We start from the raw sequence: 25,354 nt of genomic DNA, 5'->3' as shown, positions 1-25,354 counted from the left end.
GGATCAGGGACCCGCCGGACCCGGCGGAAGGGACGAACGTCGTGGGCGAAGCAAACCGGACATCCGTTTCACACCAGTTAACGAGAGTTACGATGCCGACACGGATAGGTGATCCAGGCCGGCGCCCGGATCAGACCCGCAGCGCGGTGACCACCCAGCGCAGCGTGGAGCGGTCGGTGCAGCTCGCCATCAGCTCGGCCTGCTCGGTCGCCTCGGCGTCGGACCGGCGGGCGTCGTAGAGGTCGGCGACCACGCCGGGCACGTCCAGGTGCTCGCCGCGCAGCGCCTGCGCCGGGCCGGGCAGCTCCAGCCGGTCGATCAGCAGCCGCAGCGTGCGGTACCCGATCACCCGCATGCCCGGGCCGAGCAGCGGCGAGGACGGCGCCGGCGACGGGCCGGGGCCGGCGGGCAGGGTCACCGCGGACACCGCGATCACCCCGCCGTCGAGCATCGCCCAGGCGTCGACCGCGGGCCGGTGCGCCTCCCGGCCGGACGCGGTCGGCAGGTCCTGGGTGGCGAGCCAGCGCCGCAGCCGGGGCCGCAGGTCCCAGCGCACGTCGAACACCCCGCTGCCCAGGTCGGAGGGGGTGAACACCTCGTCCCAGCGCGGCCCGCCCGGCACGCCGCTGCTGACACCCGTATCGGGCTGGATGGCCATGTCTCGTTCCCCCGGGCTGTTCACCGACCCGGCCACCGGCGAGCGACGCCACGCACGGAGCCGGACGGCCAGGATACGTGCGGGCGAACGGGCGCACAGTGTGGCGCGGACGGTCGTACCCGGTGGTGTGACAACCCGGCCGGCCGTGGCGTGAGCGGCCGATCAGGCGCGCCGGATCGCGACCGGACATGACGCTCCGTCATCGGATCGGGTTGCTCGGCGGTGCTGGATGACACGATCGTGGGACTCCACGGGGAGTGGTAACGAGGCAGGATGATCCCAGCGATCCACAAGTGACGGCGACGTGGAGGCGACATGGACGGACAGTTCGACGGCACCCCGGTGGTGCACCCGGGCCTGATCCCGGCTGCGCGGCGCTCGGCGGAGACCCTCCCGTCCGGCCGTGGCGTCGCCGACGTCGGCCGGGGACGGGTGCTGGCCCGCTACGCCCGGCTCATGCGGTCCGGCCGGCCCGAGGTCTGCCGGCCCGGTCGCCGGGAGATCGAGGAGCGGGAGCGGACCGGCGTCGGCACCGCCCCCGGCAGCGACGGCAAGGTCATCTACCCGGACCGGGACGCCGCCGAGTGCGCGGCCCGCGAGCTGGAGGCCCTCGGCGGCCGGCCGCAGCGGGCCTACCTGTGCCGCCGGTCCCGGCGCGGGCACTTCCACCTGACGACGGACCTGGTCGCCGAGCGGCGGCGCGGCCCGGCCGAGCTGATCCCGCGCCCGCGTCGCGGCGACTGACCGGCACCACGTGTTGACCTGGATGTGATGCGCAGCACACGCTGATCGTCTAGCGTGGGTGTGGCGACGGTCACCCGAAGCCGTCGCGTTCACCACCACGCCGACGCATCAGGAGGGTCCCGTGAACCCGCACCTGCTGGAGGAACGAGTCGCCACCGTCTCCGGTGGCCCCGGCCTCGCCGAGACCGCCCGCGCCCGCCTCGCCGCCCACAAGGCCACCGCCGACGCCTGCCGTCGCCGCACCTCCGAGCGCCGCGCCGAGCTGGAGCGGGCACTCGCCGGTGACAGCACCGGCCACGCGCTCGATCTGATGCTGGAGCTGGACGCGCTGGAGCGCGTCCAGGACCGCATCGACCACCGGCTCTCCGAGCTGTGCGACGCGCTGAGCGATCCGCGCTCGCCGCGCTACGGGGACGCCCAGCCGACCTAGGGCCCGCTCCGCGCGCGCGTGGTTCGATGGCGGGGACACCGCCGTCGAGCGACAGCAGGGAGAACACGTGCGTGCAGTGCAGGTCGTCGAGCTGGACGGGCCGTCCGCGGTCCGGATCAACGATGTGGAGCCGCCGGTGCGCGGCTCCGGCGAGGTGCTGATCGACGTCGCCGCGGCCGGGGTCAACTTCCCGGACGTCCTGCTCACCCGCGGGCAGTACCAGTACCGGCCGGACCCGCCGTTCACGCTCGGCTCCGAGTGCGCCGGCACGGTCCGCGAGGCGGAGCCGGGCAGCCGGTTCGCGCCGGGCGACCGGGTCGTCGCCTTCACGATGTCCGGCGTGTTCGCCGAGGCGCTCTCGGTCCCCGAGCACACGGTGCTCCCGCTGCCCGACGGCGTCGGCTTCGCCGAGGGCGCCTGCCTGCCGATGAACTACCTCACGGCGCACTTCACCCTGGAGACGCGGGGTGCGCTGAAGTCGGGGGAGACGGTGCTCGTGCAGGGCGCGGCCGGCGGCGTCGGCACCGCCGTCGTGCAGCTCGCGGCGGCGCTCGGCGCGACCGTGATCGGGGTCGCCTCCACCGAGGCCAAGGCCGAGGTGGCCAAGCGCGCCGGGGCGGCGCACACGGTGGGCGTCGACGGGTTCAAGGACGCGGTCGCCGAGATCACCGGCGGCGCCGGCGTCGACATGGTGGTCGACCCGGTCGGCGGCGACCGGTTCACCGACTCGCTGCGCTGCCTGGCCCCGCTGGGCAGGCTGATGGTCGTCGGGTTCACCGCGGGGGACATCCCGACCGTCAAGGTGAACCGCCTGCTGCTCAACAACATCGACGTCCGCGGCGTCGGCTGGGGCGCCTACGCGCTGTCCCGCGACGGGTTCGTCCGCGCCGAGTGGGACGCGCTGGTCCCGCACCTGCGCTCCGGCGCGCTGGACCCGCTGATCAGCGAGCGCTTCAGGCTGGACGACGCCGCGACGGCCCTGTCCCGGATCGACGACCGGGTGGTGACCGGCAAGGTCGTCCTGGAGGTCTGAGCGGGCCTCAGCCGGCGGGCTCCAGATTGTGCCGGACCGGGGTCCTCGGGTGCGGCGCCGCCGCCGGGCGGCCCGCACCCGGGTCCCGCGGCGCCGGCGCCGGGGCCGGCTCGGCGACGTGCAGCCGGTGCCGGGCGGCCAGCGCCCGGCCGGTCGGTCCGGTCTCGCCCAGCGCGTGCAGCGCGAGCGCCCGGTGCGCGGGCACCTCGCAGCGGCGCAGGAACCGGTCCAGCTCGCGGACCGCGTCGCCCGGCTCCCGGGACAGCGCCCACAGCACGACCTCGGCGCGGGCGATCTCCTCGCGGACCCCGCCCATCCGCACGCACAGGTACTCGATGTCCTCGTCGGCGAGCTCGCCCGGCGCCGGGACGTGCATGCCCTGCTCCAGCAGGTACTCGTGCACTGCCCACAGCCCCATCGGGGTCAGCGAGACGACCGTGGGATCCGGGTCGTCGCGGTGCGCCACCTGGGACAGCGCGTCCAGCTCGTCGGCGTCGAGAGTCTCGGTCAGCTCGATCGCGCCGAGCAGCTCGCAGGCGTCGAGCAGCGCGGTGACGTCGCGCCGCCACAGCCGCTGCTCCACGTCGCCGGCCAGGTCGTCGACGACGCAGCCCGCGTCGTCGTTGACCGTGTCGCGGACCTGGCGGTGGAAGTGCTCCAGCGGGACCGGGCCGCCGCCTGCCGCGTAGAGGTTGACCCACAGCATCGGGAACGCCTCGGACATCGACATCCCGAACAGCGACGGGGCGCCGAACACGTCGGTGCCGCCCAGGTTGTCGCCCAGCCTGCCGACCGACTCGAACACCCTGCGCCACAGCTCGATCGGCCGGTTCAGCAGCGGCCCGGCGCTCTTCACCGGCAGCAGCCTGCCCCGGACGACGCGGACCAGCCGGGCGGCCCGGGCCCAGCGCAGCAGCAGCGAGACCTCGGGCAGGTCGTCGCTGGTGCGGGCGGTCTCCCGGTAGATGTGGTCGAGCTGCAGGTGCGCGGCGAGATCGAGCGCGTCGGCCCGGCCGAGCCTGCCGTCGGAGGTCAGCCTGCGCCCGGCCCGGACCCACACGGTCAGCTTCCGCAGCAGGTCGAGCGCCTCGGACCGCTCGGCGGCCTCCACCAGTGCCGCCGCGCCCGGCATCGGCACCGGCGGGAGCTCCGGGCTCCACTCGGTGCGCGGCGGGCGCTCGGCCTCCCGGCGCATGATCTCGGCGAGCGCGCGCCGGTCGACGTCGGCCTCGCCGGAGCCGGCCCGGTCCAGGAAGCGCTGCACGGCCACCGGATCGGCCGGGTCGATCCCGTTGCGGTGCAGCTGCACGCCCCAGAACTTGCCGAGATCGTAGTTGCGCTCGTCGGCGAGCCCGTCGTGCAGCGCGGGCGTCGAGTCCAGCACCTGGCGGTGCAGCGCGTCGGGCGGGGCGGACTGCGGATCGAACCAGTCGTGGTCGTCCAGGAAGTCGATCAGGGCGTGGAACGCGGGGGCGACGTCGTCCGGTTCGAGGACGGTCACCTTGCGCGGGAACCACATCCCCAGCGCGTCGGCCACCTGGGCGCGGGTCCACCGGCCCAGCCTGCGGTCGCGGGCGTACTTGTAGTCCACTGCCGCCGCGACGAGCGCGGTGTCGACCTCGACCCGGTGCCGCCGGGCCCACACGAGGAACTGCTCCAGCAGCCGGCTCCGGGCCTCGGCGTACCCCTGGTCGTCCCCGGGGGTGAACACGAGACGCATCCGGCCCACTGTGTCAGGTCCCTCCGTCCGTTCGCCGAGCATGGTGATGATCTCCGGCGCGCGCGGGGGCCCGCACACCGGGTCGTAGAAGGTGCAACGAGCGCGCTGATCGCGGGTCACGCCGAACCACTCACCGTCGGTGGGCGGTCGGTGACGACCGGTGCGACGGTTCCCCCCGACGCGCCCTCCCGGAGACCCTCCCACGGACGACGACGGCCGGACACCCCGCGTGGGGTGTCCGGCCGGGCCGGTGTGCGACGAGCGGTGCCGCCGGATCGGTCAGTCGCCGCCGACCGGGCTGTCCTTCCGCCCGGCGTCGCCGTCCGCGGGCGGGCCCGCGTCCGGCACCGTTCCGGTGGGCTCGGGCTCGGGACCGGGATCGACCGGGCCCTCGCCGGGCTCGGTCATCGTGTAGCCGGGCCCGGTGCCGGGGCCGTTGCGGTACCCGCCCGGGGGCGCCTCCTCCTCGACGCGGTCCTTCGGGAACGCGCCGACCTTGACGAAGAAGTCGTCGCCGTGCCGGTCGGTGGCCCAGTCGACGGCCTGCTCGATCACCTCGGCGCCCTTGAGCTCGCGCAGCACCACAGGATCGCGGCGCAGGTCGCGGAACAGCGCGAAACAGAGCAGCACCATGATGATCACGAACGGGGCCGCGACCAGGATGGTCAGGTTCTGGATGCCGCCCAGCGCGTCCTCGCCGCCGGTCAGCAGCATCAGGACGGCGACGGCGCCCATCACCGCACCCCAGAAGATGACCACCCAGCGGCTCGGCTCGATGGTCCCGCGCTGGGACAGCGTCCCCATCACGATCGAGGCGGCGTCGGCGCCGGAGACGAAGAAGATCCCGACCAGGAGCATCACCAGGATGCCGGTGGCCGTGGCCCACGGGTAGGCACCCAGCACCTGGAACAGCTGGACGTTGGAGTCCTCCGAGAACTGTACGCCCTGCTGCGCCTGGGTGATCGCGGTGCCGCCGAAGATGCAGAACCAGACCAGCGAGACCAGCGACGGGGCGAGGATGACGCCGCCGACGAACTCTCGGATGGTGCGCCCGCGCGAGATCCGGGCCAGGAACATCCCGACGAACGGGGTCCAGGAGATCCACCACGCCCAGTAGAAGATCGTCCAGCCGGACAGCCACTCGAGCATCGGCTCGCCACCGACCGCCTCGGTGCGCCCGACCATCTCGAAGAACTGGGAGAAGTAGGCGCCGATCGAGGTGGGGATGAGATCGAGGATGATCACCGTCGGTCCGGCGACGAACACGAACAGCGCCAGCACGCCGGCCAGCACCATGTTCGTGTTGGACAGCCACTGGATGCCGCGTGCGACGCCGGACACCGCGGAGAGCACGAACGCGGCGGTCAGCACCACGATGATCGCGGCCAGGGTGCCGGATCCGACCGGACCGTCCGACCAGCCGACGGTCTGCATGCCGCCGCCGATCTGGTAGGCGCCCAGGCCCAGCGAGGCGGCCGACCCGAACAGGGTCGCGAAGATCGCCAGAATGTCAATTGCCTTGCCGATTGGCCCCTCGGCGGCGCGGCGCCCGATCAGCGGGATGAACGCCTGGCTGATCAGCTGCCGGCGGCCCTTGCGGAACGTCGAGTAGGCGATGGCGAGGCCGACCACCGCATAGATCGCCCAGGGGTGCAGCGTCCAGTGGAACAGCGATGTCGCCATCGCGACCTGCATCGCCTCGGTCGTCCCGGGCTCGGCGGCACCGGGCGGCGTGGAGGTGGTGAAGAACGAGAGCGGCTCGTTCACGCCGAAGAACATCAGCCCGATGCCCATCCCGGCGGAGAACATCATCGCGATCCACGAGACCGTGCGGAACTCGGGCTGCTCGACGTCGGTGCCGAGCCTGATCCGGCCGAACCGGCTGAACGCCACGAACAGGGCGAACGCCACGAACGCCGTCGCGGCGAGCACGAACCCCCAGCCGCCGCCGCGCATCAGCCCGTCGAGCATCGTCTGGGCGGTCGCGCCGAGACTGTCCGGGGACACGATGCCCCACACGACGAACAGCAGCGCGAGTGCCGCGCCCACTCCGAAGATCGTCCAGTCGGTGCGCGACCGACCCTCATCGGATCCGGCCGGGCCGGAATCCGCGCGTGGTTCCACCTGTGTCATTCCAGGTCACGCCCGTTCGGGCGTTTCCCCCTCCCTGGTCGAGCACGCTCGATCGTGCACATCGTTGCCGGGGGAGTGTAGGAAAACCGGACGATGCTGTGGTGACGGAGCGACCCGCCCGAATTGGTCCGTGCAGGTCAGAGCGGTGCGGCCGACTGTTTCAATTCGATATCGTTGACGTTTTGTCCGTTTTGTTGCTGTTTATCGCCATCCGGAACCGTCGACACCACCCGGAACCGGCGCCGCCGGATCGTAGGGTGTCCGGGTGAACACGAACGTGGCCAGCCACAGGTGGTCCTCGGCGATCCGCAGCGTCTCACCGGCGAAATAGCCGTCCAGCCCGATCCAGCTGCCGTCCGGGCCCGGCCGGAACCGGGACGAGCGACCGGGCCGTCCGAGACCGCCCAGGTGCAGCATCCCGCCGGGGACCGCCCGCAGCGCGTACGGCGACGGGCCCCAGAACCAGGGGCCGAGCAGGGCCGGATCCACCGGCGACGGCTCCGGCGCCCACTCGTCGACGATCCGCGGCTCGGCCGCCTTCACGTCGGCGAGCAGCCCGGCGGCCAGCCCCGAGTCCAGGCCCGAGGTGGTGTTGCCCATCGCCAGCGCGCCGGTGCCCTCCTCGCGGTCCACCCAGAGCCCGGCGAGGAACCCGGGCATCGACCCGCCGTGCCCGACCAGCGTCGCCCCACCCTCGACCCGCAGCACCTGCACCCCCAGGCCGTAACCCGCCCATACCGGCGACGACGCGTCGATGCCCGCGGGCAGCGTCATCTCCTCGACGGTGGACGGGGCCAGCACGCCGCTGGTGTCACCGAGCAGGAACGCGCCGAGCCGGGCCAGGTCGCGGGCGCTGCACCAGAGCTGCCCGGCCGGGGCCATCGCCCCGGCGTCGTGCTCCGGCTCGGGCAGCGTGAGCTCGGCCCACGGATGCACCGCGCGGCCCGACGCCGCCGGCCCCTGCGGCCGCGGCGAGGTGCGGGTCATCCCGAGCGGGAGCAGCACCTCCTCGCGCGCCACCTCGGCCCAGGCCGCGCCGCGGGCCCGCGCGACGACCTCGCCGAGCAGGCCGAACCCGAGATTGGAGTAGTGGAATCGGCGGGCCGCGGGCAGCACCCGGTCGGCCTCGCCGAGGCCGAGCTCGTCGAGCGTGCCGCCGGGCGCCCGCTCCCACCACTGCCCGGGGCTCTCCGAACCGGCACCGGCCAGGTGCGACAGCAGCTGGCCGAGCGTCCGGTCGCCGAGCGGGGTCCCCGGCAGGTGCCGGTCCAGCCGGTCGTCGAGATCGAGGGCGCCCTCGTCGCGCAGCCGCAGCACGGTGACGGCGCAGACCGTCTTGGTGATCGACCCGATCCGGAACTGGACGTCGTCGTGCGCCGCGCCGTCCGGGAAGCTCCCGCGGCCGGCGTGCCAGGCCAGTGCGCCGTCGCGGACGACGCCCGCGACGAGCGCGGGGACACGGCCGTCGCGCTGGGCGCGGGCGACACGGGCGAGCAGGGTGCGCTGGGTCGAGGGGAGCACACGACGACGGTAGCGGGCGGGTTCAGAGCGCGATGTCGGCGTAGGAGGTGAGCCGGACGGCGCGATCGGCGAGCGTGGCGGGCTCCGGCTCGCCGGGGGGCGCGGCGCAGGTCGCCGAGCCGGGGCGACTGGTCGAGCAGGATCCCGGTGGTGCCCAGCGCGCCCCCGGTCAGGTAGCCGCCGATCCTCCAGAACAGCCGCGCGACGAGCAGCCCGCGGTACTCCGGGTCGTCGTCGGCGAGCACCGGCCCGGTGAACACGACCAGCCTGCGGCCGTGCTCGGCGGTGTGGTCGAGCAGGTGGTCCTCCAGTCCGAGCCACAGCTCGCGGTCCTGGTTGAACGACGACGCCTGCGGTGCGGCGTTGGTGTAGTGGAAGGTGTCGTCGCTCGCCCGCTCCGCGACGGCCTGCTCGCCCCAGGCCGGGTCGGCCCGCCGGACCAGGTGCCCGCGGTCGAGGCCGTTGCCGGTGTAGATGTCCGGACCGGCCTGCGCGTCGGCCGGCGCCCGGTCGTCCAGCCGCCAGTCGTCCGAGCGCGGCACCGGGCGCAGGGCCACGCCGTCGATCATCACCGCGGTCGCCGCGGCCAGCCTGCGGTCCGGCCGGTGCAGCGTGGCGAAACGGGTGTAGTCCAGCGGCCCCTTCGCGACGCCGGGCGGCGCGACCGGCATCGGCGCCGGCACACCCAGGAAGTCCGGATCGAATCCGCTCACCGCGCCCCCCTGGCCAGCCGGTGCAGCAGCGGGGCGGTGCGGAACCCGACCAGCGAGCGCATGACCAGCGACGTCGACGTCCGCTCCACACCGTCGATCGCGAGCAGGTGCCCGGCGATCCGGTAGAGATCGTCGGCGTCCCGGGCGACCAGGTGCACCAGCAGGTCCTCGGCGCCGGAGACGCCGTGCACCTCCAGCACCTCGGGGACCCGGTCCAGCGCATCGGCGACCGCGGCCAGCTCGCGCTGCACCACCCGCACCGTCACGAACGCGGTGAGCGGGTAGCCCAGCGCCGCCGGGTCGATCCGGCGCTCGAAGGTGTCCAGCGCGCCGAGCCGGTCCAGCTTGGCCAGCCGGGCCTGCACGGTGTTGCGGGAGAGCCCGACCCGGTCGGCGAGCGCCAGCACGGTCGCCCGCGGGTCCTCGGCGAGCGCGAGCAGCAGGCGGGCGTCGTGGCCGTCCAGCTCGCTGCGCACCCTGCCGTCCATTCTCCCGCCCACCCTGCCGCTCACCCACGGACCGTCCGTGCGGTGCGCACTCTGCCGCCCCGGCGCCGTCCTGTCCAGGCCGCGCCCGTGCATTCTGCTCAATTCCCGGCCCGTCGGTTGTGCAGTCATCGGGGTGGTGGTGAGCTGCTGGTGCAACGTGCGTGGTCCCCGGCCACCACGCCGGCGAGGGAGCTGGAGACACCGATGACCGACACCGACGACCGCGGGACGATCGCCGACATCGAGCAGCGGGTGCTGTGGCTGTCGACCGCGATCATCGACGCCGCCAACCGGCGCGGCGACCCGAGCGGGCTGAAGGTGGGCGGGCACCAGGCGTCGTCGGCGTCCCTGGTTACGATCATGACCACGCTCTGGTTCGAGCACCTGCGGGCGGCCGACCGGGTGTCGGTGAAGCCGCACGCGTCGCCGGTGCTGCACGCGATCAACTACCTGCTCGGCGAGCTGGACGAGGCGTACCTGCCGACGCTGCGCGCGTTCGGCGGGCTGCAGTCCTACCCGTCGCGGTCCAAGGACCCGGACCCGGTCGACTACTCGACCGGTTCGGTCGGCATCGGCGCGACCGCCCCGATCTGGGGGGCGCTGGCCCGGCGCTACGTCGACTCGCACTTCGGCGGTGCGGGACGGGGGCGGCAGTACTCCCTGGTCGGGGACGCCGAGCTGGACGAGGGAGCGGTCTGGGAGGCGATCCTGGATCCGATGGTCGGCGAGCTCGGCGAGGTCGTCTGGGTCGTCGACCTGAACCGGCAGTCGCTGGACCGGGTGGTCCCCAACATCGGCGCGCCGCGGCTGGAGGGCATGTTCGGCGCCGCGGGCTGGCAGGTGCTCACCGTCAAGTACGGCCGGCTGCTGCACGAGCTGTTCGCCCGCCCCGGCGGCGACGCGCTGCGCGAACGCATCGACGCCATGCCGAACCCGGAGTACCAGCGGCTGCTGCGCTGCGACGCCGCCGAGGTCCGCAAGCGGCTCCCGGACGGCGTGCCCGACGGCGCCGGGCTGGCCGGGCTGATCGAGGACCTCGACGACGCGACGCTGCTGGCCGCCGTCCGGAACCTGGGCGGGCACGATCCGGCCGCGCTCGGCGAGGCGTTCGACGCGATCGACGACACCCGCCCGACGGTGATCCTCGCCTACACCGTGAAGGGATACGGCCTGGCCACCGCGGGCCACCCGCAGAACCACGGCTCGCTGCTGACCGCCGAGCAGGTGCGCGAGCTCGCCGACACGGTCGGCGCCGACGTCGACGACCCGTGGCGGCGGTTCGATCCCGCGAGCCCGGCCGGGTTGCTGTGCGCCCGGACCGCCGAGCGGCTGCGCCGGGAGCCCGCCGTGCCGGAGCCGGTGCCCGCACTGCCGACCGACATCGGCCGCACCCCGTCCGGCCGGGCCACCACCCAGGCCGCGCTCGGCCGCGCCCTGCTCGACCTGACCCGGGAGGCGCCCGACGCGGCGGGCCGAGTGGTCACGCTGTGCCCGGACGTGTCGTCGTCGACGAACCTGGGCGGCTGGGTGAACAAGGTCGGCGTGTGGTCCAGCGCCGAGCGCCGGGACTGGTTCGACGACGACCCGGAGACGATCCTGCACTGGCGGGAGCGGCCCACCGGCCAGCACCTGGAGCTGGGCATCGCCGAGGGCAACCTGGTCGGCGCGCTCGGCGAGCTGGGCGCCACCTGGTCGCGCTGGGGGCGCCCGGTGCTGCCGATCGGGGTGCTCTACGACCCGTTCGTCGAGCGGGCCCTGGAGCCGTGGTCGTTCGGCATCTACGCCGGCGGGCAGTCGATCCTGGTGGGGACGCCGTCCGGGGTGTCGCTCGCCCCGGAGGGCGGCGCCCACCAGTCGATCACCACCCCGTCGGTGGGGCTGGAGCAGCCCGGCTGCGTGACCTACGAGCCGGCGTTCGCGATCGATGTCGAGTGGACCCTGCTGGCGTCGCTGGCCCGGCTCGGGCGCCCCGACGGCACCTCGGCCTACCTGCGGCTGTCGACCCGGCCGGTGGACCAGTCGCTGGCCGCGGTGCCGTCCGATCCGGCGGCCCGCGAGCGGCGCCGCCGCCAGGTCGTCGCCGGGGCGTACCCGCTGCGCCACGCGGGCACCGCGCCGGACCTCGCGATCGCCGCGATGGGGCCGCTGCTGACCGAGGCGCTGGCCGCCGCCGACCGCCTGACGGCGCTCGGGCACGCGGTGGACGTGGTCTGCGTGACCGCGCCCGGACTGCTGTTCGACGCCGTGCAGGCCAGGGCAGGCCGCCCGGCCCGGCCGCAGGCGCAGCCGTGGGTGCTGGAGTCGGCGTTCCCGGCGCGGCGCGCCGCACCGCTGGTCACCCTGCTCGACGGGCACCCGCACACGCTGGCGTTCCTGGCCGGGATCAACCGGGTGCCGGCCACTCACCTGGGTGTGACCCGGTTCGGTCAGTCCGGTGACCTCGCGTCGGTCTACGCCCATCACGGGCTGGACGCCGACGCCGTCGTCGGGGCGGCGCTGGACCTGCTGTAGCCGGGATCAGGCGAGGACCTCGTCCGGCCAGTCGAACACCTCCCGGTGGAACACCGCCCGGCCGGTCGTCTCGCAGTGTCCGGTGACGCCGTCGGCCGGGCCGAACTCGACGTAGCGCGACGGGCAGGTCAGCCGGGCGGCGAACGTCGGTGCGGCCGCGGTGGGGTCGTCGCCCGCGGTGACCGCGGCCGGGAGGACCATCGACACCAGCCGCACGGCCATCGCCTGCTGCGGCGGCCGGGCTCCCGGCCGGGCGAGGTAGAGCACGCCCGGGCCGAGCACTGCGGACAGGACCAGCAGCTGCACGCCGTACGCGGCCGGCCCTGCGGCACGGTGAGCAGCATCGCCGACAGTGTCGGCAGCACCAGCAGCAGAACGGCGAAACCCGAGCGGGTCGGGAGCTCCGCGGTGTCGACGATCAACCGGATGTTGATCGACATCGAGACGAAGAGCAGCCCGATCAGTGCCGCCCCCGCACCGGTGGACGGCGACCCCGAAGTCGGTCCGGCCATCCATGCGGCGGACACTCGTCCGCCGCGCCCGCGGTGTTAGGGGGCGGGCGGCTCGTGCGGCGGCTCGTCGCCGCCCTCGGCCAGGAACCGCTCGAACTCCGCGGCCAGCTCGTCTCCGCTGGGGAGCTCGCCGCCCTCCAGCCCGTCGGTCAGGTCACCGGCCTCGCGGGCGGCGGCGACCTGGTCGTACTGCTCCTCCAGCGCCTTCACCACCTGGACGACCTCGTCGGACTCGGCCATCTGCTCGGCGATCTCGGTGTCCGCCTGCTCGGCGGCCCGGGTCAGCGTCTCGGTCGGCAGGTAGAGGCCCGCCGAGAGACCGGCGTGGTCGAGCAGCACCCGGGCGGCCTGCGGGTAGGCCGAGCGCGCGAGGTAGTGCGGGACGTGCACGGCGAAGCCCATCGCGTCCTGCCCGGCCTGGCCGAGCCGGTACTCCAGCAGCGCGGCCGCACTGCCCGGGACGTCCGCGGTCGCGAACCACGGCTGGTGTCCCTCGACGAGCTCCGGGCGCGTCGCGTGCGCGGTGACGCCGATCGGGCGGGTGTGCGGCACCGCCATCGGGATGCCCTGCAGGGTGATCACCAGGCGGACGCCGAGCTGCTCGACGAGCAGGCCCACCGCGGCGACGAACCGCTCCCACTGGGTGTCCGGCTCCGGCCCGGCGAGCAGCAGGTACTGCGTGTCGCCGGTGTCCTGGAGCGCGACCACCTCGAGCGTGGGCGGGTCGAAGTCGGCCCAGTGGTCGGTCTCGAAGCGCAGCGGGGGGCGCCGCGACCGGTAGTCGACGAGCTGGTCGATGTCGAAGCTCGCGACCCGGCTGACCTCCCGCTCGTCCTTCATCGCGCCGACGGCGAGCGCGCCGGCGTTGCCGGCGTCGACGAACCCGTCCAGCACGACGATCAGCACGGGCTCGTCGAGGTGCGGCGCGGCCGGGTCGACCTGGTAGAGCTGAGCGGGATCGAGCACCGGGTCCTCCGTGTGGTGGCGTCCGCGACGGCCGGGGCCCGCCGCCGGCCCGACCCTAGCCGGACGGCGGCCGGTGCTGCCGGTGGCCGCGGCCCGGCCGGGTGTGACGCTGGTCGGCCGGGGGCGTGCGGCGGGCCCGGATGCCGCAGAATGGTCGTTCGTCATGGCAACGTTCTCGGCGCCGCGTGGCGCCTACCTGGTCTGGTCGGCCGGCCTGCTCGCCTACACGGTGGCGGTGCTGCAGCGCAGCTCGTTCGGGGTCGCCGGGCTGGACGCCGCGGAGCGGTTCGACGCCTCGCCGACGGTGCTCGCCGGGTTCCTCGTGCTGCAGCTGCTCGTCTACGCCGCGCTGCAGGTGCCGGTCGGCCTGCTCCTCGACCGCTTCGGTGCCCGGGCGATGGTGCTGGCCGGCGCCGTGACGATGACCGCGGCGCAGGTGCTGGTCGCGCTGGCGACCGCGCTGCCGCTGGCGATCGCGGCCCGGGTGCTGGTCGGGATCGGCGACGCGCTGACCTTCATCTCGGTGCTGTCGGTGGTGTCGGTCTGGTTCCCGGCCCGCCGGGTGCCGCTGATGACGCAGCTGACCGCGCTGCTCGGCCAGTCCGGGCAGGTGCTGTCGGCTATCCCGCTGGCGACGCTGCTGCACGGCCACGGCTGGACGACCGCGTTCCTCGCCGCCGCGGCCGCCGGGCTGGTCGCGACGATCGCGGTGGCGGCGGTGTTCGTGAACCGGCCGCCGGGCAGCCCGGAGCCGGCCCCGGCGGCGAGCCCGCGCGAGGTGCTCGACGGCCTGGCCGGGGCCTGGCGGCACCCGGGGACCCGGCTCGGGCTGTGGTCGCACGCCGGGACCCAGTTCTCCGGCCTGGTGTTCGCGCTGCTGTGGGGGGTGCCGTACCTCGTCGCCGGGCAGGGGATGAGCCCGGCGGGCGCCTCGGTGATGCTGACCGTGCTGGTCGCCGCGGGCGCCGTCGCCGGGCCGGTGTTCGGCGAGTTCACCGCCCGGCACCCGCTGCGCCGGTCCTGGCTGGTGCTGGCGGTGATCGGGTCGACCGCCGTGGTGTGGGCGATCGTGCTGCTGGTGCCGCCGCCCGCCCCGCTGTGGCTGCTGGTGCTGCTGGTGGTGGTGCTCGCCGCGAACGGGCCGTGCTCGGCCGTCGGGTTCGACTACGCCCGCACCTTCAATCCCGAGCACCGGCGCGGGACGGCCGTCGGCATCGTCAACGTCGGCGGGTTCACCGCATCGCTGCTGACGACGCTGCTGGTCGGCGCCGTGCTCGGGATCTCAGGCGGCTACACCCCGGAGGCGTTCCGGGTGGCCTGGCTCGTGCAGTTCCCGATCTGGGCGATCACCGTCGCCGGGGTGCTCGTCGCGCGCCGCCGGGCCCGTCGGGTGCTGGCGGAGGAGGGCACGATCGTGCCGCCGCTGCGCGAGGTGCTGAGGCGGCGCCGGCGGACCCCATGATCCGGGCTCACTCGGCCAGCAGCCGGTACAGCGCCTTGCGTGCCGCGGTCAGCGCCTCGGTGGCCGCGGTGACCTGCTCGGGCGTCCCGGCGGCGGCCACCTGCCGGGCGGCCGCGTGCAGCCGGGCCAGCTCGTCGCCGAGCCCGGTGGCCGGGTCGTCGGCCGCGGCCTCCGCGTCGTCGGCGAACGGGGCCCACACCGCGTCCAGGGTGGCGCGGTGCTCCGCGACGTGCCGGGTGCCCTCCTCGGTGAGGTGGACGACGCGGCGGCCGTCGGTCTGCTCGGAGCGGACCAGGCCCTCGTCCTCCAGCTGGGACAGCATCGGGTAGACCGAGCCGGGGCTCGGCTTCCACCGGCCACCGGTCCGGGCGGTGATCTCCTGGATGATCTCGTAGCCGTGCCGCGGCGCGTCGGCGACGACGGCGAGCACCGCCGCCCGGACGTCACCGCGGGCGGTCCGCCTGCGGCCGAAGCCGCGCCCCCGCCCGCCGGGGCCGAACCCACCGGGCCCGAAGCCGCCGAAGCCGCCGGGGCTGCCGAAGCCGCCGGGCCCGCCGCCGAAGCCGCCCGGGCCGAACGGCCCGCCGGGGCCGAAACCGCGGCCGCGGCCGTGCGCGCCGCCGCGGTGCGGACGGCCGCGACGCGGCTCGTCACCCTCGTGGTCTGCCTGGTCGTCGTTCATGAATGCCTCCTCGCGGCCGCGCGGGCCGGGTCGTCCGAACCGTCCGGGCCGGCCGAACGGCCGCCGGAGACCGTGCACGTCTCGCATGGTCATGACGTGTGTTCCTCTCGTCGCGAGCCTCCTCTTCGATCGGCTCGTGTGCCATCACGATATATCGCGACGCGTCGCCGTTGCAACGAGATGCGTCTGAGAGTTCGTTGTGTGCCGCGTCGTCGCTGGCCCGGCCCGGCCCGATGCCGTTGACTGGCCGGACGGGCCCGGACCGGCCGGACTCGGCGAGGGAGGGGGCGTCGTGGGGCGTCACGACCGGCGGAGGCCGGCCGACGGGGACACCGCGGGCACCGCGGAGGTGTCCGACTCGGCCGAGGAGCTCGACCTCAGCGAGGTCTCACCGGCGGTCCTGCGCGACCGGCTCTCCGCGCACGCGGACGGCCGCGACGACCAGGTCGTCCGCGCCGCCGCCGAGCTGCGGGCGAGCCTGGACCGGCTGGCGGCCGGCATCGCCCACCGCCGGGAGGCGCTCGTCGTGCGGGCGGGGGAGATGGCGCGCGCCGCGGCGCCGTTCGCCGGCGGGGCGCTCGCGGCCGGGCTCGGCGCGGTACTGGTGGTGCGGCGGGTGCGCCGGCCAGATCGTTAGCTTGCGCAACGCCGCCCGCCGGGCGGACACTCGGTGCTCCGGCGGTGGCGATGGAGGTACGCGATGAAGGTCTCCGACATCCTGCGGATCAAGGGCGACACGGTGCACACGGTGCTCTCGTGGAACACGATCGCCGAGGCGGCCGCCCGGCTGGCCGGGCCACCCGCGATCGGGGCACTCGTGGTGTCCGACGACGGGTTCCGCGAGCGGGTCGCCGGGATCATCTCCGAACGCGACATCGTCCGCCGGTTCGCCACCGACGGCGCCGGCCTGACCCGGCTCACCGTGGCCGACGTGATGACCCGCAAGGTCGTCACCTGCGCACCGGACGACTCGATCGCCGAGGTCATGGCCTCGATGAACCGCTGGCGGCACCGGCACCTGCCGGTCGTGGAGAACGGCAGGCTGCGCGGCATGATCAGCATCGGGGACGTGGTGAAGCAGCGGCTGGCGGAGATGAGCACCGAGGCCGGGGTGCTGCGCGACATCTACATCGCCTCGCACTGATACACCGCCTCGCGCTGATCCCGTACCGGAGGATCACCGTTCCACCGGGAACGACGGGCGCGGCCCGGGCGTTGCACCGGGCATGAGCGCTGCATCTGCTTCGACCGCGGGTCGTCGTGCCGGCCGTACGGCCGCGTTCGCGACGCTCTTCCGTGCCCTCACCCGGCGGGGCACCCCCGGTGAGCCCGGGGCCGCCCAGCGGGTCCGGGCGCTGCCCTCGATGCTGGGCGACGCCTGGCGCGGCAGCTACCCGCACCTGGGGAAGGGCCGGTTGGCGCTGTTCCTGCTCGCGCTGGCCTACCTGGTGTCGCCGGTGGACCTGGTCCCGGAGGCGTTCCTGACCGTGTTCGGCCTGGGCGACGACGCGATCGTCGCGATGTGGCTGGGCGGCGCGCTGCTTGTCGAGGCCGACCGCTACCTCGGCTGGCGGTCCGGGTCGCCGGTCGTCGTCGACGGCGGTCAGGTCTCGCAGTTCGACCGGACGTAGTCGTTGATCCGCTGGCTGGCCTCCTGGTACTCGGGGTCGCTGCGGGCCTCGGCGATCTCCGGGTCGCGGGCGACGGCGATCGTGTCGCCGCCGTTCGCCTCCAGCAGCTGCAGCTGACGCTCCACGATCTGGTTGACCCGGTCGAAGTCCGACCGGATCTCCTGCGGGGCCAGCGCGGTGACCTGCTGGTTGGCCCGCCGCACGTTGGAGGCGACCGCCTCGACGTCGTCCAGTCCGCGGCCGAGTCCGAGCCCGCCGACCGGCTGCGTCGCCTGGCGGCTGGCCTGCACCGCGTCACAGAACGGCGTCGTCGCCTGCGCCTGGGTGGTCGTCGCCGGGCGGGACGTGCCGGGCTGGGTCGCGAGCGAACCGCCGCAGCCGGCGAGCAGCACCAGCGCAGCCGGAACGAGCAGCACGAACCGCCGCACAGCCGTCATCGGGTTCCTCCACTCACCACCACCGATCGGGGTGTCGGAGAGTCTAGGTCCGGGCCTGTGAGGTGGGTGTCGTGACCTGCCGATCGGCGGTGTGCCGCTCGTCCCGGGCGCGCCGCCCGGCCGGACGGGTCAGCCGAGCAGCGCCCGCAGCGCCCCCGGCACGTCGGTGATGATCCGGTGCACCCCGGCGTCGATCATGCGGCGCAGGTCGGCCCCGGTGTTGACGGTGTACACGCCGGTCTCCATCCCGCGGGCCCGGACCGCCGCGACCAGTGCGGCGTCGGTGACCCGGAAGCTCGGGTTCACCTGGTCGGCGACGGCCGCGGCGGCGTCCAGCTCGGCGTCGGTGGGCCGGCTGTCGAACAGCAGGCCCGCCGGGACGTCCGGCGCGGCGGCGGCGAACCGGCGCAACGCGTCGTGGTCGAAGGACTGCACCGCGACGTCGGCCCGCGGTGCCCCGACGGCGTCGGCGACCTGTTGCTCGATGCCCGGGTAGGACGCCGGGTCCTTCAGCTCGATCAGCAGGCCGGCCCGGTCCCCGACGCGGGCGAGAAGCTCGCCGAGGGTGGGGACCGGCTCCCCGGCGAACCCGGGACCGAACCAGGAGCCCGCGTCGAGCCGCTTCAGCTCGGCGAGGGTGAACGTCCCGACCGGTTCCGCGGCCCGGTCCGGGAGGACGCGGGCGACGTCGGTGGTGCGGGCGAGGGTGGTGTCGTGCAGCAGGACGAGCTGCCCGTCGGCGGTCCGCTGCAGGTCGACCTCGATCGAGTCGGCGCCCTGCGCGAGCGCCTCGTCGACGGCGGCGAGGGTGTTCTCCGGGGCGTCGGTGGAGGCGCCCCGGTGGGCGACCACCTGCACGGCCGGGCCCGGTCCGGCGGGGGAGGGGTGTCGCATGTCGCCGATCCTGCCGGGCCGGGCGGTCGGCCCGGTGCACGCCGGACGGCGCCGGGATGACACCGGGCCGAACCGGTCACGGGTCACGGTCGGGCGGCGGCGGCGTCGAGGGCGGGCAGGTAGCCGTCCCGGTATCCGGCGGCGGTCGGGTGGTAGGCGGCCGGGCTGCCCGCGGCGGGCGGGTTGATCCACGGCTCGGCGCCGCACAGGCCGTGCCCGGCGAACGCGTCGCGGACGTCGACGAACTGCCCGCGGAAGCGCTGCGCGGCGTCGGCGAGCGCGTCGTTCAGGGTGTCGGCGGCCCGGTTGAGCGCCTCCCGGCGGGCCGCGTTCGGGACGCCCGGGACGTCGCAGGCCGCGCCGGGCTCGAACAGCCGCGGATAGCCGAGGACGACGATCCGGGCGTCCGGTGCCTGCAGCCGCACCGCGACGATCACCGAGATCAGCCCGCCCGGTGCGAACAACTCGGCGATCCGCTCACCGCCGCGGACCGCCCGGAAGCAGGTCTCGTCGTCCGGCGCGGTGCTGCAGGTGGCGAGCACCGGGCCGAAGCCGGTGTCGTTGCCGCCCGCGGTGATCGTCACCAGGCTGGTGTCCGCGGAGACCGTTCTGACCTGGCGGGCGAGCACCTCGCCGCTGGTCGCTCCGCTGCAGGCGACCGTGCTGAACGACGCGGGCCCGCGCCGTTCCGCCCAGAGCGCGGGATAGGCGTCGGGCCCGCGCAGGCACTCCCCGCTCGCCGCGTCGGTGGCCGCACCGACGCCCGCCGCGTAGGAGTCGCCGAGCGCGACGTAGCGGGTCGCCTGCTGCGCCGACGCGACCGGGGCGGCGACGGCCGCGGGGGCGAGGCCGACGAGCAGCAGCACGGCCAGCACGGGGACCAGGAGTCGGCGCACGCGGCCCAGCCAACCCGGCGGGGAACGGGCGGGCAATCGCGGTTCCGGGTGAGGGGCGGTACGGGCCGTGCGGCACCGGTGGGCCGAACGGGTGTGCGGGATCTGCCGGCCGGCGGCGTCCGCGGCGTCGGCGCAGCTCCCGGCCCTGCCCGCTCGACCACGCTGAGTGACCGGCAGCACAGGGCGGCAAACGGACGTACCACTCGCCCGTCCGGTGCGCGATCCCGTCATCGCAGGTGGATGGCTGATTCTTCGGCGCACCGACCGGTTGTCCCTGCGATGAACGGCAGGTGATGGCCGCTCTCGTCACCCAGCGTCCGCTCACCGCCCGGTGGCTTCCAGTGGTCTCGTCATCACTCGTTCGGGTTTGCCCTCGCGGGGCGGCGGGCTAGCGTCGGCGTCAGATCACGGAACGGTCACGAACCGGACGCAGCCCGACCCCCCGACGGGCTGCCCCGCTCCCCACGGGTTGTCCGCCGTTCCGCGATCCGGAAGGAAGACGTGGCACGGCATCGCTCCCCCCAGGGTCGGCCCGCGGGTCTCGGGCTCCTGTCACCGCAGTTCGCGGTGGCAGGGGTCGGAGGCATGGCCGGCGCGTTCCCGTCCGGTCCGCACGTCCGGCGCGCCCGCCGCGCCGAGGACCGCCCCCGCTACTCCGCGAGCACCCGGATCGCGGCCGCGGTCGTCGCGGTCGGCGGTCTCGCCGGCGCCGCGCACGCCTCGGTCGGCGGCGAGGGGCTCCCCGCCCCGGTGACCGGCTGGCTGGGCACCGCCTCCGCGGCGTTCACCGGCGGCGGCGCCACGGCCGGCCTGGCGGCGCCCGAGGCGGTCCCCGCCGCCGCGCCGATCGCCGATCCCGGCACGATCGCCGCGCTGGCCACCCCGGCCGCCGGCGGCGCCTCGGTCGCCGCGCAGACCGTCATCGCCGGAGCCGGCGTGCACTCCAGCGCGGCAGACGCCGTCGACGGCGCCGTCACCTCGATCGCGAAGGTGCAGGAGGCCGCCGCCGAGCAGGCCCGCGCCGCCGAGGCCGCCCGGGCCGCCGGTGCCACCGGCTCGCTGGAGAGCCCGTCGGTCGCCGGTGGCGCGGTGTCGATCGTGTCCGGCCGGGTCACCTCCGGGTTCGGCTCGCGCTGGGGCTCCCAGCACATGGGCCTGGACATCGCCGCCCCGATCGGCACCCCGATCAACGTCCCGATCGACGGCACCGTGATCAGCTCCGGCGCGGCGAGCGGGTTCGGCATGTGGGTCCGGGTGCAGCACGACGACGGCACGATCACCGTCTACGGCCACATCAACCGCTCGCTGGTGTCGGTGGGCGAGCGGGTGACCGCCGGGCAGCAGATCGCCGAGGTCGGCAACCGGGGCCAGTCGACCGGGCCGCACCTGCACATCGAGGTCATCGACCCGAGCGGCACGAAGATCAACCCGAAGCCGTGGCTGGACGCCAGGGGCTTCTCCTACACCTGATCAGGACTTCTGCACGCTCTCCAGTGCGCGGATCTTGTTCGTCGCGTCCAGGGCCGCCACCTTGTACGCCTCGGACAGGGTCGGGTAGTTGAAGACGGTGTCGACCAGGTAGTCGACGGTCCCGCCGCAGCCCATGACGGCCTGCCCGATGTGCACCAGATCGGTCGCGTTCGTCCCGAAGACGTGCACGCCGAGCAGCGTCCGGTCCTCCACGGAGACGAGCAGCTTCAGCATCCCGTAGGAGTCGCCGACGATCGCGCCGCGCGCCAGCTCCCGGTACCGGGCGAGCCCGGTCTCGTACGGCACCGCGGCCGAGGTCAGCTCCGCCTCGGTGTGCCCGCAGAACGAGATCTCCGGGATGGTGTAGATCCCGATCGGCTGCAGCTCGTGCAGCTGGCGGACCGGCTCGTCGAACAGGTGGTAGGCGGCCAGCCTGCCCTGGTCCATGCTGGTCGACGCGAGCGCCGGGAATCCGATCACGTCGCCGACCGCGGCGATGTGCTCCACTGTGGACCGGAACTGCTTGTCCACCTCGATCCGGCCGCGCGGGTCGGCGCTCAGGCCCGCCTTCTCCAGGTCCAGCTCGGCGGTCAGCCCCTGCCGGCCCGCCGAGTACATGACCATGTCGGCCGGGATCTTCTTCCCGCTGGCGAGGCTGGTGACGGTGCCCTTCCCGTTCACCTCGACCGAGGACACCTCCTCGCAGAACCGGAACGTCACGGCCTGGTCGCGCAGGTGGAACTTCAGCGACTCGACGACCTCCGGGTCGCAGAAGCCGAGCATCGTGTCCCGCTTCTCCACCACGGTGACCCGGGTGCCCAGCGCGGCGAACATCGAGGCGTACTCGATCCCGATCACCCCGGCGCCGACGACCACCATCGAGCCGGGCACCCGGCCCAGCTCCAGCACCTGGTCGGAGTCGACGACCCGCTCGCCGTCGAACGCGACCGTGTCCGGCCGGGCCGGCCGGGTCCCGGTCGCGATCACGACCTTCTCCGCGCTGACCCGGTTGTGGTCGCCCCGCCCGGCGCCCTCGACGACGACCGTGTGCGGGTCGGTGAACCGGGCAGTGCCGGTGAGGATGTCGACGTGGTTGCGGAGCAGCTGGTTGCGGACGATCTCGGTCTCCCGGCCTATCACGTGCCGGGTGCGGGCCAGCAGGTCGTCGATCGTGATCTCGGCCTTGACCCGGTAGCTCGCGCCGTACAACTCGCGCTGGCTGAACCCCGACAGGTACAGGACGGCCTCGCGCAGCGTCTTCGACGGGATGGTCCCGGTGTTGACGCAGACGCCGCCCATCATGTGCCCGCGGTCCGCGATGGCGACGCGCCTGCCGAGCTTGGCCGCGGCGATCGCGGCCTTCTGCCCGCCGGGGCCGGAACCGATCACCACCAGGTCGTAGTCGTACACGGGGTGCACCTCCGGGTCGGTCACGCGACCAGCCTCATCGCCGCCGGGGCACCGGGCAACAGCCCGCGCGTGAACAGCGTGTCACGCCTGGTACGCCCGGCGGCGCTCCTCCGCGAGGAAATGCGCGGTCTCCCGGGTCGCGGTGTACAGCGAGCGGTAGTGCGGGTGGTACCGGTCGTAGATCTCGCGGGCCGCCGGATCCGGCTCGATCGTCCGGGCGACCGGGTTCCACCTGCGCAGTTCGGGCTCCGCGCCGGTCGCGACCGCGGCCAGCCACGCGTCGCCCAGCGCGGCCCCCACGGTCTGCTCGGGGACGTCCTGGGGCACCCCGGTCACGTCGGTGACGATCCGCGTCCACAGTCCACCCTGGACCCCGCCGCCCACCGCCACCAGCCGCTTCGTGCCGCCGCCCGCCTGCCGCATCACCTCCAGGTTGTGCCGGACACCGTGCGCGATGCCCTCCAGCGCCGCCCGGTACACCTCGCCCCGGGTGTGCCCGGTGGTCAGTCCGGCGAGGACGCCGCGGGCGTCGGGATCGAACAGCGGGGTGCGCTCGCCGGCGAAGTAGGGGAGCAGCAGCAGCCCGCCGCTGCCGGGCGGCACCTGCGCGGCCTCGGCGACCAGCTCGGTGAAACCCTCGCCGGTCAGGTCGCGCAGCCAGTTGGTGATGGCGCCCGAGGTGGCCATCCCGGCGGCGAGGGTGGTGCTGCCGGGGACGACGCCGCGGGTCGTCCACATCGCCGGGTGCGGGTGCGCCCGGTCGATCACCTCGATCAGGAACATGGTGGTGCCGTACATGACCATGACCTCGCCGGGTGAGGTGACGCCGGCGCTGGTCGCCTCGGCCCAGGCGTCGACCGTCCCGGCGGTGACGGGCAGCCCCTGCGGCAGCCCGGTCTCGGCGGCCGCCGCGGCGCCCACCTGCCCGGCCACCTCGGTCGGCCACAGCAGCCGGGGCAGCTCGATCCCCGGGGCGGTCAGCTCCGCCCAGTCGTGCGCCCAGTCCGCGGCGGCGAGGTCGTACATCGGGTCGCACTGGCTGGCCGAGTGGTGGTCGAGCACGTACTCGCCGGTGAGCCGGTGCACCAGGTACGACGAGCACATCAGGAACAGTGACGCGCGCCGGTGCACCTCCGGCTCGTGCCGGGCCAGCCAGCGCCACTTCGGGCCCACCGCCTGCGACGACAGCGGTGTCCCGGCCCGGGCGAGGATCGCCTCGGCGCCCAGCTCGGCGGTCAGCTCGTCGATCTCGACCCCGGCCCGGGTGTCGACGCCGTAGAGGATCGCCGGGCGCAGCGGGCGCCCGTCGGCATCCGCCGGGAGCAGCGTCGGGCCGATCCCGGACACGCCGAGCCCGGCCGGCTCCGCGTCCGGGACGGCGGTGAGCAGCTCCCGGACGATCCCGGTGAAGTCACCCCACCAGATCGTCTCCGCGTCGTGCTCGACCCAGCCCGGGCGGGGCTGGGCGGTGTCGTGGGCGCGATCGGCCCGGGCGAGCAGCCGGCCACCGGTGTCGACGACGACGCCCTTCGAGCCGGAGGTCCCGATGTCGACGCCCAGATAGACCTGCATGGGACTTTCCTACCCTCCCCGGGGTGTGCCGCGCAGCGCTGCCGGGCAGAACATCGGTGCAGGTTGCGGGGTGCCGGGCGGGGTGCGTCCGGTGCTGCCGCCGGGCACCGGCCGCGCCGCCGATAGCAGACCGGTCCGACAGTTCGGGCGCTCCGCGGCCCGCGGAGCCGGACCTGTCCACGAGACCCCCTCCGGAAGTGGTCGCGAGGCCGGTTGTCCACAGCCCGCGGGCCGGCACCGTCGCGGACCCGGCCCGCTGTCGCAGGATCGCCGCATGACGATCCCCGCCCAGCCCGATCCCGGCGCACCGCCCGGGATCCGCCCGGTTCCCCCACCGGCGGATCCGCCGGTGCCGAGCCCCGCACCGGCCCGGCCACACCCGGGCGCCGCACCGCCGGATCCGCCGGTCGGCGACCCGGCCGGGCCACGGCTGCGGCTCGGCGACACCGGGGAGGTGCTGGCCGCGATCCCGGTGCTGATCGGCTTCCATCCGGAGGACTCGCTGGTCCTGGTCGCGATCGGCGGGCCGGGCGGCGGGCGGCGGGTGGGGCTCACCCTGCGGGTCGACCTGCCGGCCCCGCACCAGGTCCGCCGGGTGTGCGACGAGGCGGTGTCGGTGCTGTCCGGGGACGGCCCGGCGGAGGCGGTGGCCGTCGTCGTCCGGGGTGCGCGGACACCGGCCCGGCCCGCCCGCCGCACCCGCCGCGACGTCGCGGTCGCCACCCGCCGCGCGCTCGGCTGGGCCGGCATCGTCCCGCTCGCCGTGCTCTGGGCGGCCGGCACCCGGGAGGGCGACCGCTGGAGCTGCTACCCGCTGCCGGGGCAGGTGTGCGACTGCTCGGGGGTGGTGCCCGGCCCGGCCGCCACCCCGTTCGCGGCGGCCGCAGCGGTGCTGGAGGGCCGGGCGGTGCTCCCCGACCGGGCGGCCGTCCGCGACCAGCTGGCCGGCGGCGCCACCGACCGCGCCCGCCGGGAGCGGCTGGCCGCGGACCCGCCGCCGGTGGACGTGTCCGGAGGCCCGGCCGGGCGCACGCTGCTCGACGCCGCGCTGGCCGACGCCGCCCGGGGGCGGCTCGCGATCGACGACGGGTCCGCCCGGCGGTTCCGGGCCGCGTTCGGCGACCCGGCGTTCCGGGACGAGGCGCTGCGGCGGTGCCTCGGGGCGCAGGCCCCGCACGCCGAACAGCTGTGGGCGGCGCTGACCCGCGCGCTGCCCGCGCCCGGGCGGGCGCATCCGGCGGCGTTGCTGGCGGTCTGCGCGCTGCTGCGCGGCGACGGGCCGCTGGCCGCGCTCGCGGTGGAACGGACGCTCACCGACCGGCCGGACCAGGTGCTCGCCGCGGTGGTGGACACCTCGCTGCGCGGCGCCACGACACCGGGGGAGCGGTCGCCGTACGCGGGCCCCGGCGGGCTGCGACGGCTGCTCACCGCGATGCTCGGCACCGGCGGCCCGGGCGGCTCCCGGTGAGCG

The 25,354-nt window shown here is 74.9% G+C and carries 24 protein-coding genes and 1 pseudogene; 11 read left to right on the top strand and 14 right to left on the bottom strand.

Annotated features, from left to right (window positions below; all coding sequences use genetic code 11):
- Positions 1-130 precede the first annotated feature (130 nt).
- Positions 131-658, bottom strand: coding sequence for a hypothetical protein (locus ABZ881_RS13690; RefSeq protein ID WP_358484506.1), 528 nt, complete (start codon positions 656-658; stop codon positions 131-133).
- Positions 659-973: 315 nt separating this feature from the next.
- Between ABZ881_RS13690 and ABZ881_RS13685 the strand changes: the two genes are divergently transcribed.
- From ABZ881_RS13685 to ABZ881_RS13675, 3 genes are all read left to right on the top strand, one after another.
- Positions 974-1,402 (top strand): hypothetical protein, encoded by a 429-nt coding sequence (locus ABZ881_RS13685; protein WP_358484505.1) that lies wholly within the window; start codon positions 974-976, stop codon positions 1,400-1,402.
- 121 nt (positions 1,403-1,523) lie between these two features.
- Complete coding sequence (locus ABZ881_RS13680; RefSeq protein WP_358484503.1) at positions 1,524-1,832, top strand: hypothetical protein; 309 nt, start codon at positions 1,524-1,526, stop codon at positions 1,830-1,832.
- 67 nt (positions 1,833-1,899) lie between these two features.
- The gene (locus tag ABZ881_RS13675; RefSeq protein WP_358484502.1) at positions 1,900-2,865 is read left to right on the top strand and encodes an NADPH:quinone oxidoreductase family protein; all 966 of its coding nucleotides are present in this window, start codon (positions 1,900-1,902) and stop codon (positions 2,863-2,865) included.
- A gap of 7 nt (positions 2,866-2,872) precedes the next feature.
- On the opposite strand, the gene ABZ881_RS13670 is transcribed toward ABZ881_RS13675, so the two are convergent.
- From ABZ881_RS13670 to ABZ881_RS13650, 5 genes and pseudogenes are all read right to left on the bottom strand, one after another.
- Complete coding sequence (locus tag ABZ881_RS13670) at positions 2,873-4,585, bottom strand: hypothetical protein (RefSeq protein ID WP_358484500.1); 1,713 nt, start codon at positions 4,583-4,585, stop codon at positions 2,873-2,875.
- A gap of 279 nt (positions 4,586-4,864) precedes the next feature.
- Complete coding sequence (locus ABZ881_RS13665; RefSeq protein ID WP_344028619.1) at positions 4,865-6,718, bottom strand: BCCT family transporter; 1,854 nt, start codon at positions 6,716-6,718, stop codon at positions 4,865-4,867.
- Positions 6,719-6,919: 201 nt separating this feature from the next.
- Entirely contained in the window at positions 6,920-8,239 is a 1,320-nt protein-coding gene (locus ABZ881_RS13660; protein ID WP_358484497.1) for a serine hydrolase domain-containing protein, read from the bottom strand.
- 191 nt (positions 8,240-8,430) lie between these two features.
- A pseudogene (locus ABZ881_RS13655) lies at positions 8,431-8,910 on the bottom strand (DNA/RNA non-specific endonuclease); the annotation flags it as partial.
- 38 nt (positions 8,911-8,948) lie between these two features.
- Positions 8,949-9,440 carry an Lrp/AsnC family transcriptional regulator gene (locus tag ABZ881_RS13650; protein WP_344028627.1) on the bottom strand — a complete coding sequence of 164 codons (492 nt, stop codon included), beginning with the start codon at positions 9,438-9,440 and terminating at the stop codon, positions 8,949-8,951.
- Between the two features lie 204 nt (positions 9,441-9,644).
- Here ABZ881_RS13650 and ABZ881_RS13645 point away from each other — a divergent pair, with 204 nt between their 5' ends.
- Entirely contained in the window at positions 9,645-11,951 is a 2,307-nt protein-coding gene (locus ABZ881_RS13645; protein WP_358484495.1) for a pyruvate dehydrogenase, read from the top strand.
- Positions 11,952-11,957: 6 nt separating this feature from the next.
- Here the strand turns inward: ABZ881_RS13645 and ABZ881_RS13640 are convergent, their stop codons facing one another.
- Entirely contained in the window at positions 11,958-12,257 is a 300-nt protein-coding gene (locus tag ABZ881_RS13640) for a hypothetical protein (protein WP_358484493.1), read from the bottom strand.
- 27 nt (positions 12,258-12,284) lie between these two features.
- On the opposite strand from ABZ881_RS13640, the gene ABZ881_RS13635 reads away from it, so the two are divergent.
- Positions 12,285-12,503, top strand: coding sequence for a hypothetical protein (locus ABZ881_RS13635; RefSeq protein ID WP_358484490.1), 219 nt, complete (start codon positions 12,285-12,287; stop codon positions 12,501-12,503).
- Here the strand turns inward: ABZ881_RS13635 and ABZ881_RS13630 are convergent.
- Positions 12,500-13,429 carry a PAC2 family protein gene (locus tag ABZ881_RS13630; protein ID WP_358484489.1) on the bottom strand — a complete coding sequence of 310 codons (930 nt, stop codon included), beginning with the start codon at positions 13,427-13,429 and terminating at the stop codon, positions 12,500-12,502. The two genes, ABZ881_RS13635 and ABZ881_RS13630, sit on opposite strands and share 4 nt — an antisense overlap.
- Before the next feature lie 163 nt (positions 13,430-13,592).
- Here ABZ881_RS13630 and ABZ881_RS13625 point away from each other — a divergent pair, with 163 nt between their 5' ends.
- A complete protein-coding gene (locus tag ABZ881_RS13625) occupies positions 13,593-14,891 on the top strand; it encodes an MFS transporter (RefSeq protein WP_344028637.1) in 1,299 nt (432 codons plus the stop codon).
- Positions 14,892-14,898: 7 nt separating this feature from the next.
- On the opposite strand, the gene ABZ881_RS13620 is transcribed toward ABZ881_RS13625, so the two are convergent.
- A complete protein-coding gene (locus tag ABZ881_RS13620; RefSeq protein ID WP_358484487.1) occupies positions 14,899-15,573 on the bottom strand; it encodes a PadR family transcriptional regulator in 675 nt (224 codons plus the stop codon).
- 292 nt (positions 15,574-15,865) lie between these two features.
- Here ABZ881_RS13620 and ABZ881_RS13615 point away from each other — a divergent pair, with 292 nt between their 5' ends.
- The 3 genes from ABZ881_RS13615 (at position 15,866) to ABZ881_RS13605 (ending at position 17,204) form a co-directional block, all read left to right on the top strand.
- Positions 15,866-16,210, top strand: a complete 345-nt coding sequence (locus ABZ881_RS13615) for a hypothetical protein (RefSeq protein ID WP_358484485.1) — start codon at positions 15,866-15,868, stop codon at positions 16,208-16,210.
- A gap of 63 nt (positions 16,211-16,273) precedes the next feature.
- Positions 16,274-16,717 carry a CBS domain-containing protein gene (locus ABZ881_RS13610; RefSeq protein WP_358484483.1) on the top strand — a complete coding sequence of 148 codons (444 nt, stop codon included), beginning with the start codon at positions 16,274-16,276 and terminating at the stop codon, positions 16,715-16,717.
- A gap of 82 nt (positions 16,718-16,799) precedes the next feature.
- On the top strand, positions 16,800-17,204 hold the full coding sequence (locus ABZ881_RS13605) for a YkvA family protein (protein ID WP_358484482.1): 405 nt from the start codon (positions 16,800-16,802) through the stop codon (positions 17,202-17,204).
- On the opposite strand, the gene ABZ881_RS13600 is transcribed toward ABZ881_RS13605, so the two are convergent.
- The 3 genes from ABZ881_RS13600 to ABZ881_RS13590 form a co-directional block, all read right to left on the bottom strand.
- Complete coding sequence (locus ABZ881_RS13600; RefSeq protein WP_358484480.1) at positions 17,177-17,641, bottom strand: hypothetical protein; 465 nt, start codon at positions 17,639-17,641, stop codon at positions 17,177-17,179. The two genes, ABZ881_RS13605 and ABZ881_RS13600, sit on opposite strands and share 28 nt — an antisense overlap.
- Before the next feature lie 129 nt (positions 17,642-17,770).
- Entirely contained in the window at positions 17,771-18,535 is a 765-nt protein-coding gene (locus ABZ881_RS13595; RefSeq protein WP_358484478.1) for a glycerophosphodiester phosphodiesterase family protein, read from the bottom strand.
- 83 nt (positions 18,536-18,618) lie between these two features.
- The gene (locus ABZ881_RS13590) at positions 18,619-19,431 is read right to left on the bottom strand and encodes an SGNH/GDSL hydrolase family protein (RefSeq protein WP_358484476.1); all 813 of its coding nucleotides are present in this window, start codon (positions 19,429-19,431) and stop codon (positions 18,619-18,621) included.
- A gap of 585 nt (positions 19,432-20,016) precedes the next feature.
- On the opposite strand from ABZ881_RS13590, the gene ABZ881_RS13585 reads away from it, so the two are divergent.
- Entirely contained in the window at positions 20,017-20,901 is an 885-nt protein-coding gene (locus tag ABZ881_RS13585) for a M23 family metallopeptidase (RefSeq protein WP_358484474.1), read from the top strand.
- Here ABZ881_RS13585 and sthA read toward each other — a convergent pair whose 3' ends face one another.
- Both sthA and ABZ881_RS13575 read right to left on the bottom strand, forming a co-directional pair.
- The gene (gene sthA, locus ABZ881_RS13580; protein WP_358484472.1) at positions 20,902-22,335 is read right to left on the bottom strand and encodes a Si-specific NAD(P)(+) transhydrogenase; all 1,434 of its coding nucleotides are present in this window, start codon (positions 22,333-22,335) and stop codon (positions 20,902-20,904) included.
- A gap of 57 nt (positions 22,336-22,392) precedes the next feature.
- The gene (locus tag ABZ881_RS13575; protein WP_358484471.1) at positions 22,393-23,883 is read right to left on the bottom strand and encodes an FGGY-family carbohydrate kinase; all 1,491 of its coding nucleotides are present in this window, start codon (positions 23,881-23,883) and stop codon (positions 22,393-22,395) included.
- A gap of 274 nt (positions 23,884-24,157) precedes the next feature.
- Here ABZ881_RS13575 and ABZ881_RS13570 point away from each other — a divergent pair, with 274 nt between their 5' ends.
- Positions 24,158-25,351 carry a DUF4192 domain-containing protein gene (locus ABZ881_RS13570; protein WP_358484468.1) on the top strand — a complete coding sequence of 398 codons (1,194 nt, stop codon included), beginning with the start codon at positions 24,158-24,160 and terminating at the stop codon, positions 25,349-25,351.
- Positions 25,352-25,354: the final 3 nt, after the last annotated feature.

The sequence above is a fragment of the Pseudonocardia sp. NPDC046786 genome (genome assembly GCF_040645415.1).
In the GTDB taxonomy this organism is placed as follows: Bacteria; Actinomycetota; Actinomycetes; order Mycobacteriales; family Pseudonocardiaceae; genus Pseudonocardia; species Pseudonocardia kongjuensis.
Note: the sequence above shows the minus strand (reverse complement) of the source record. Positions and strands in the feature narration are given on the sequence as shown.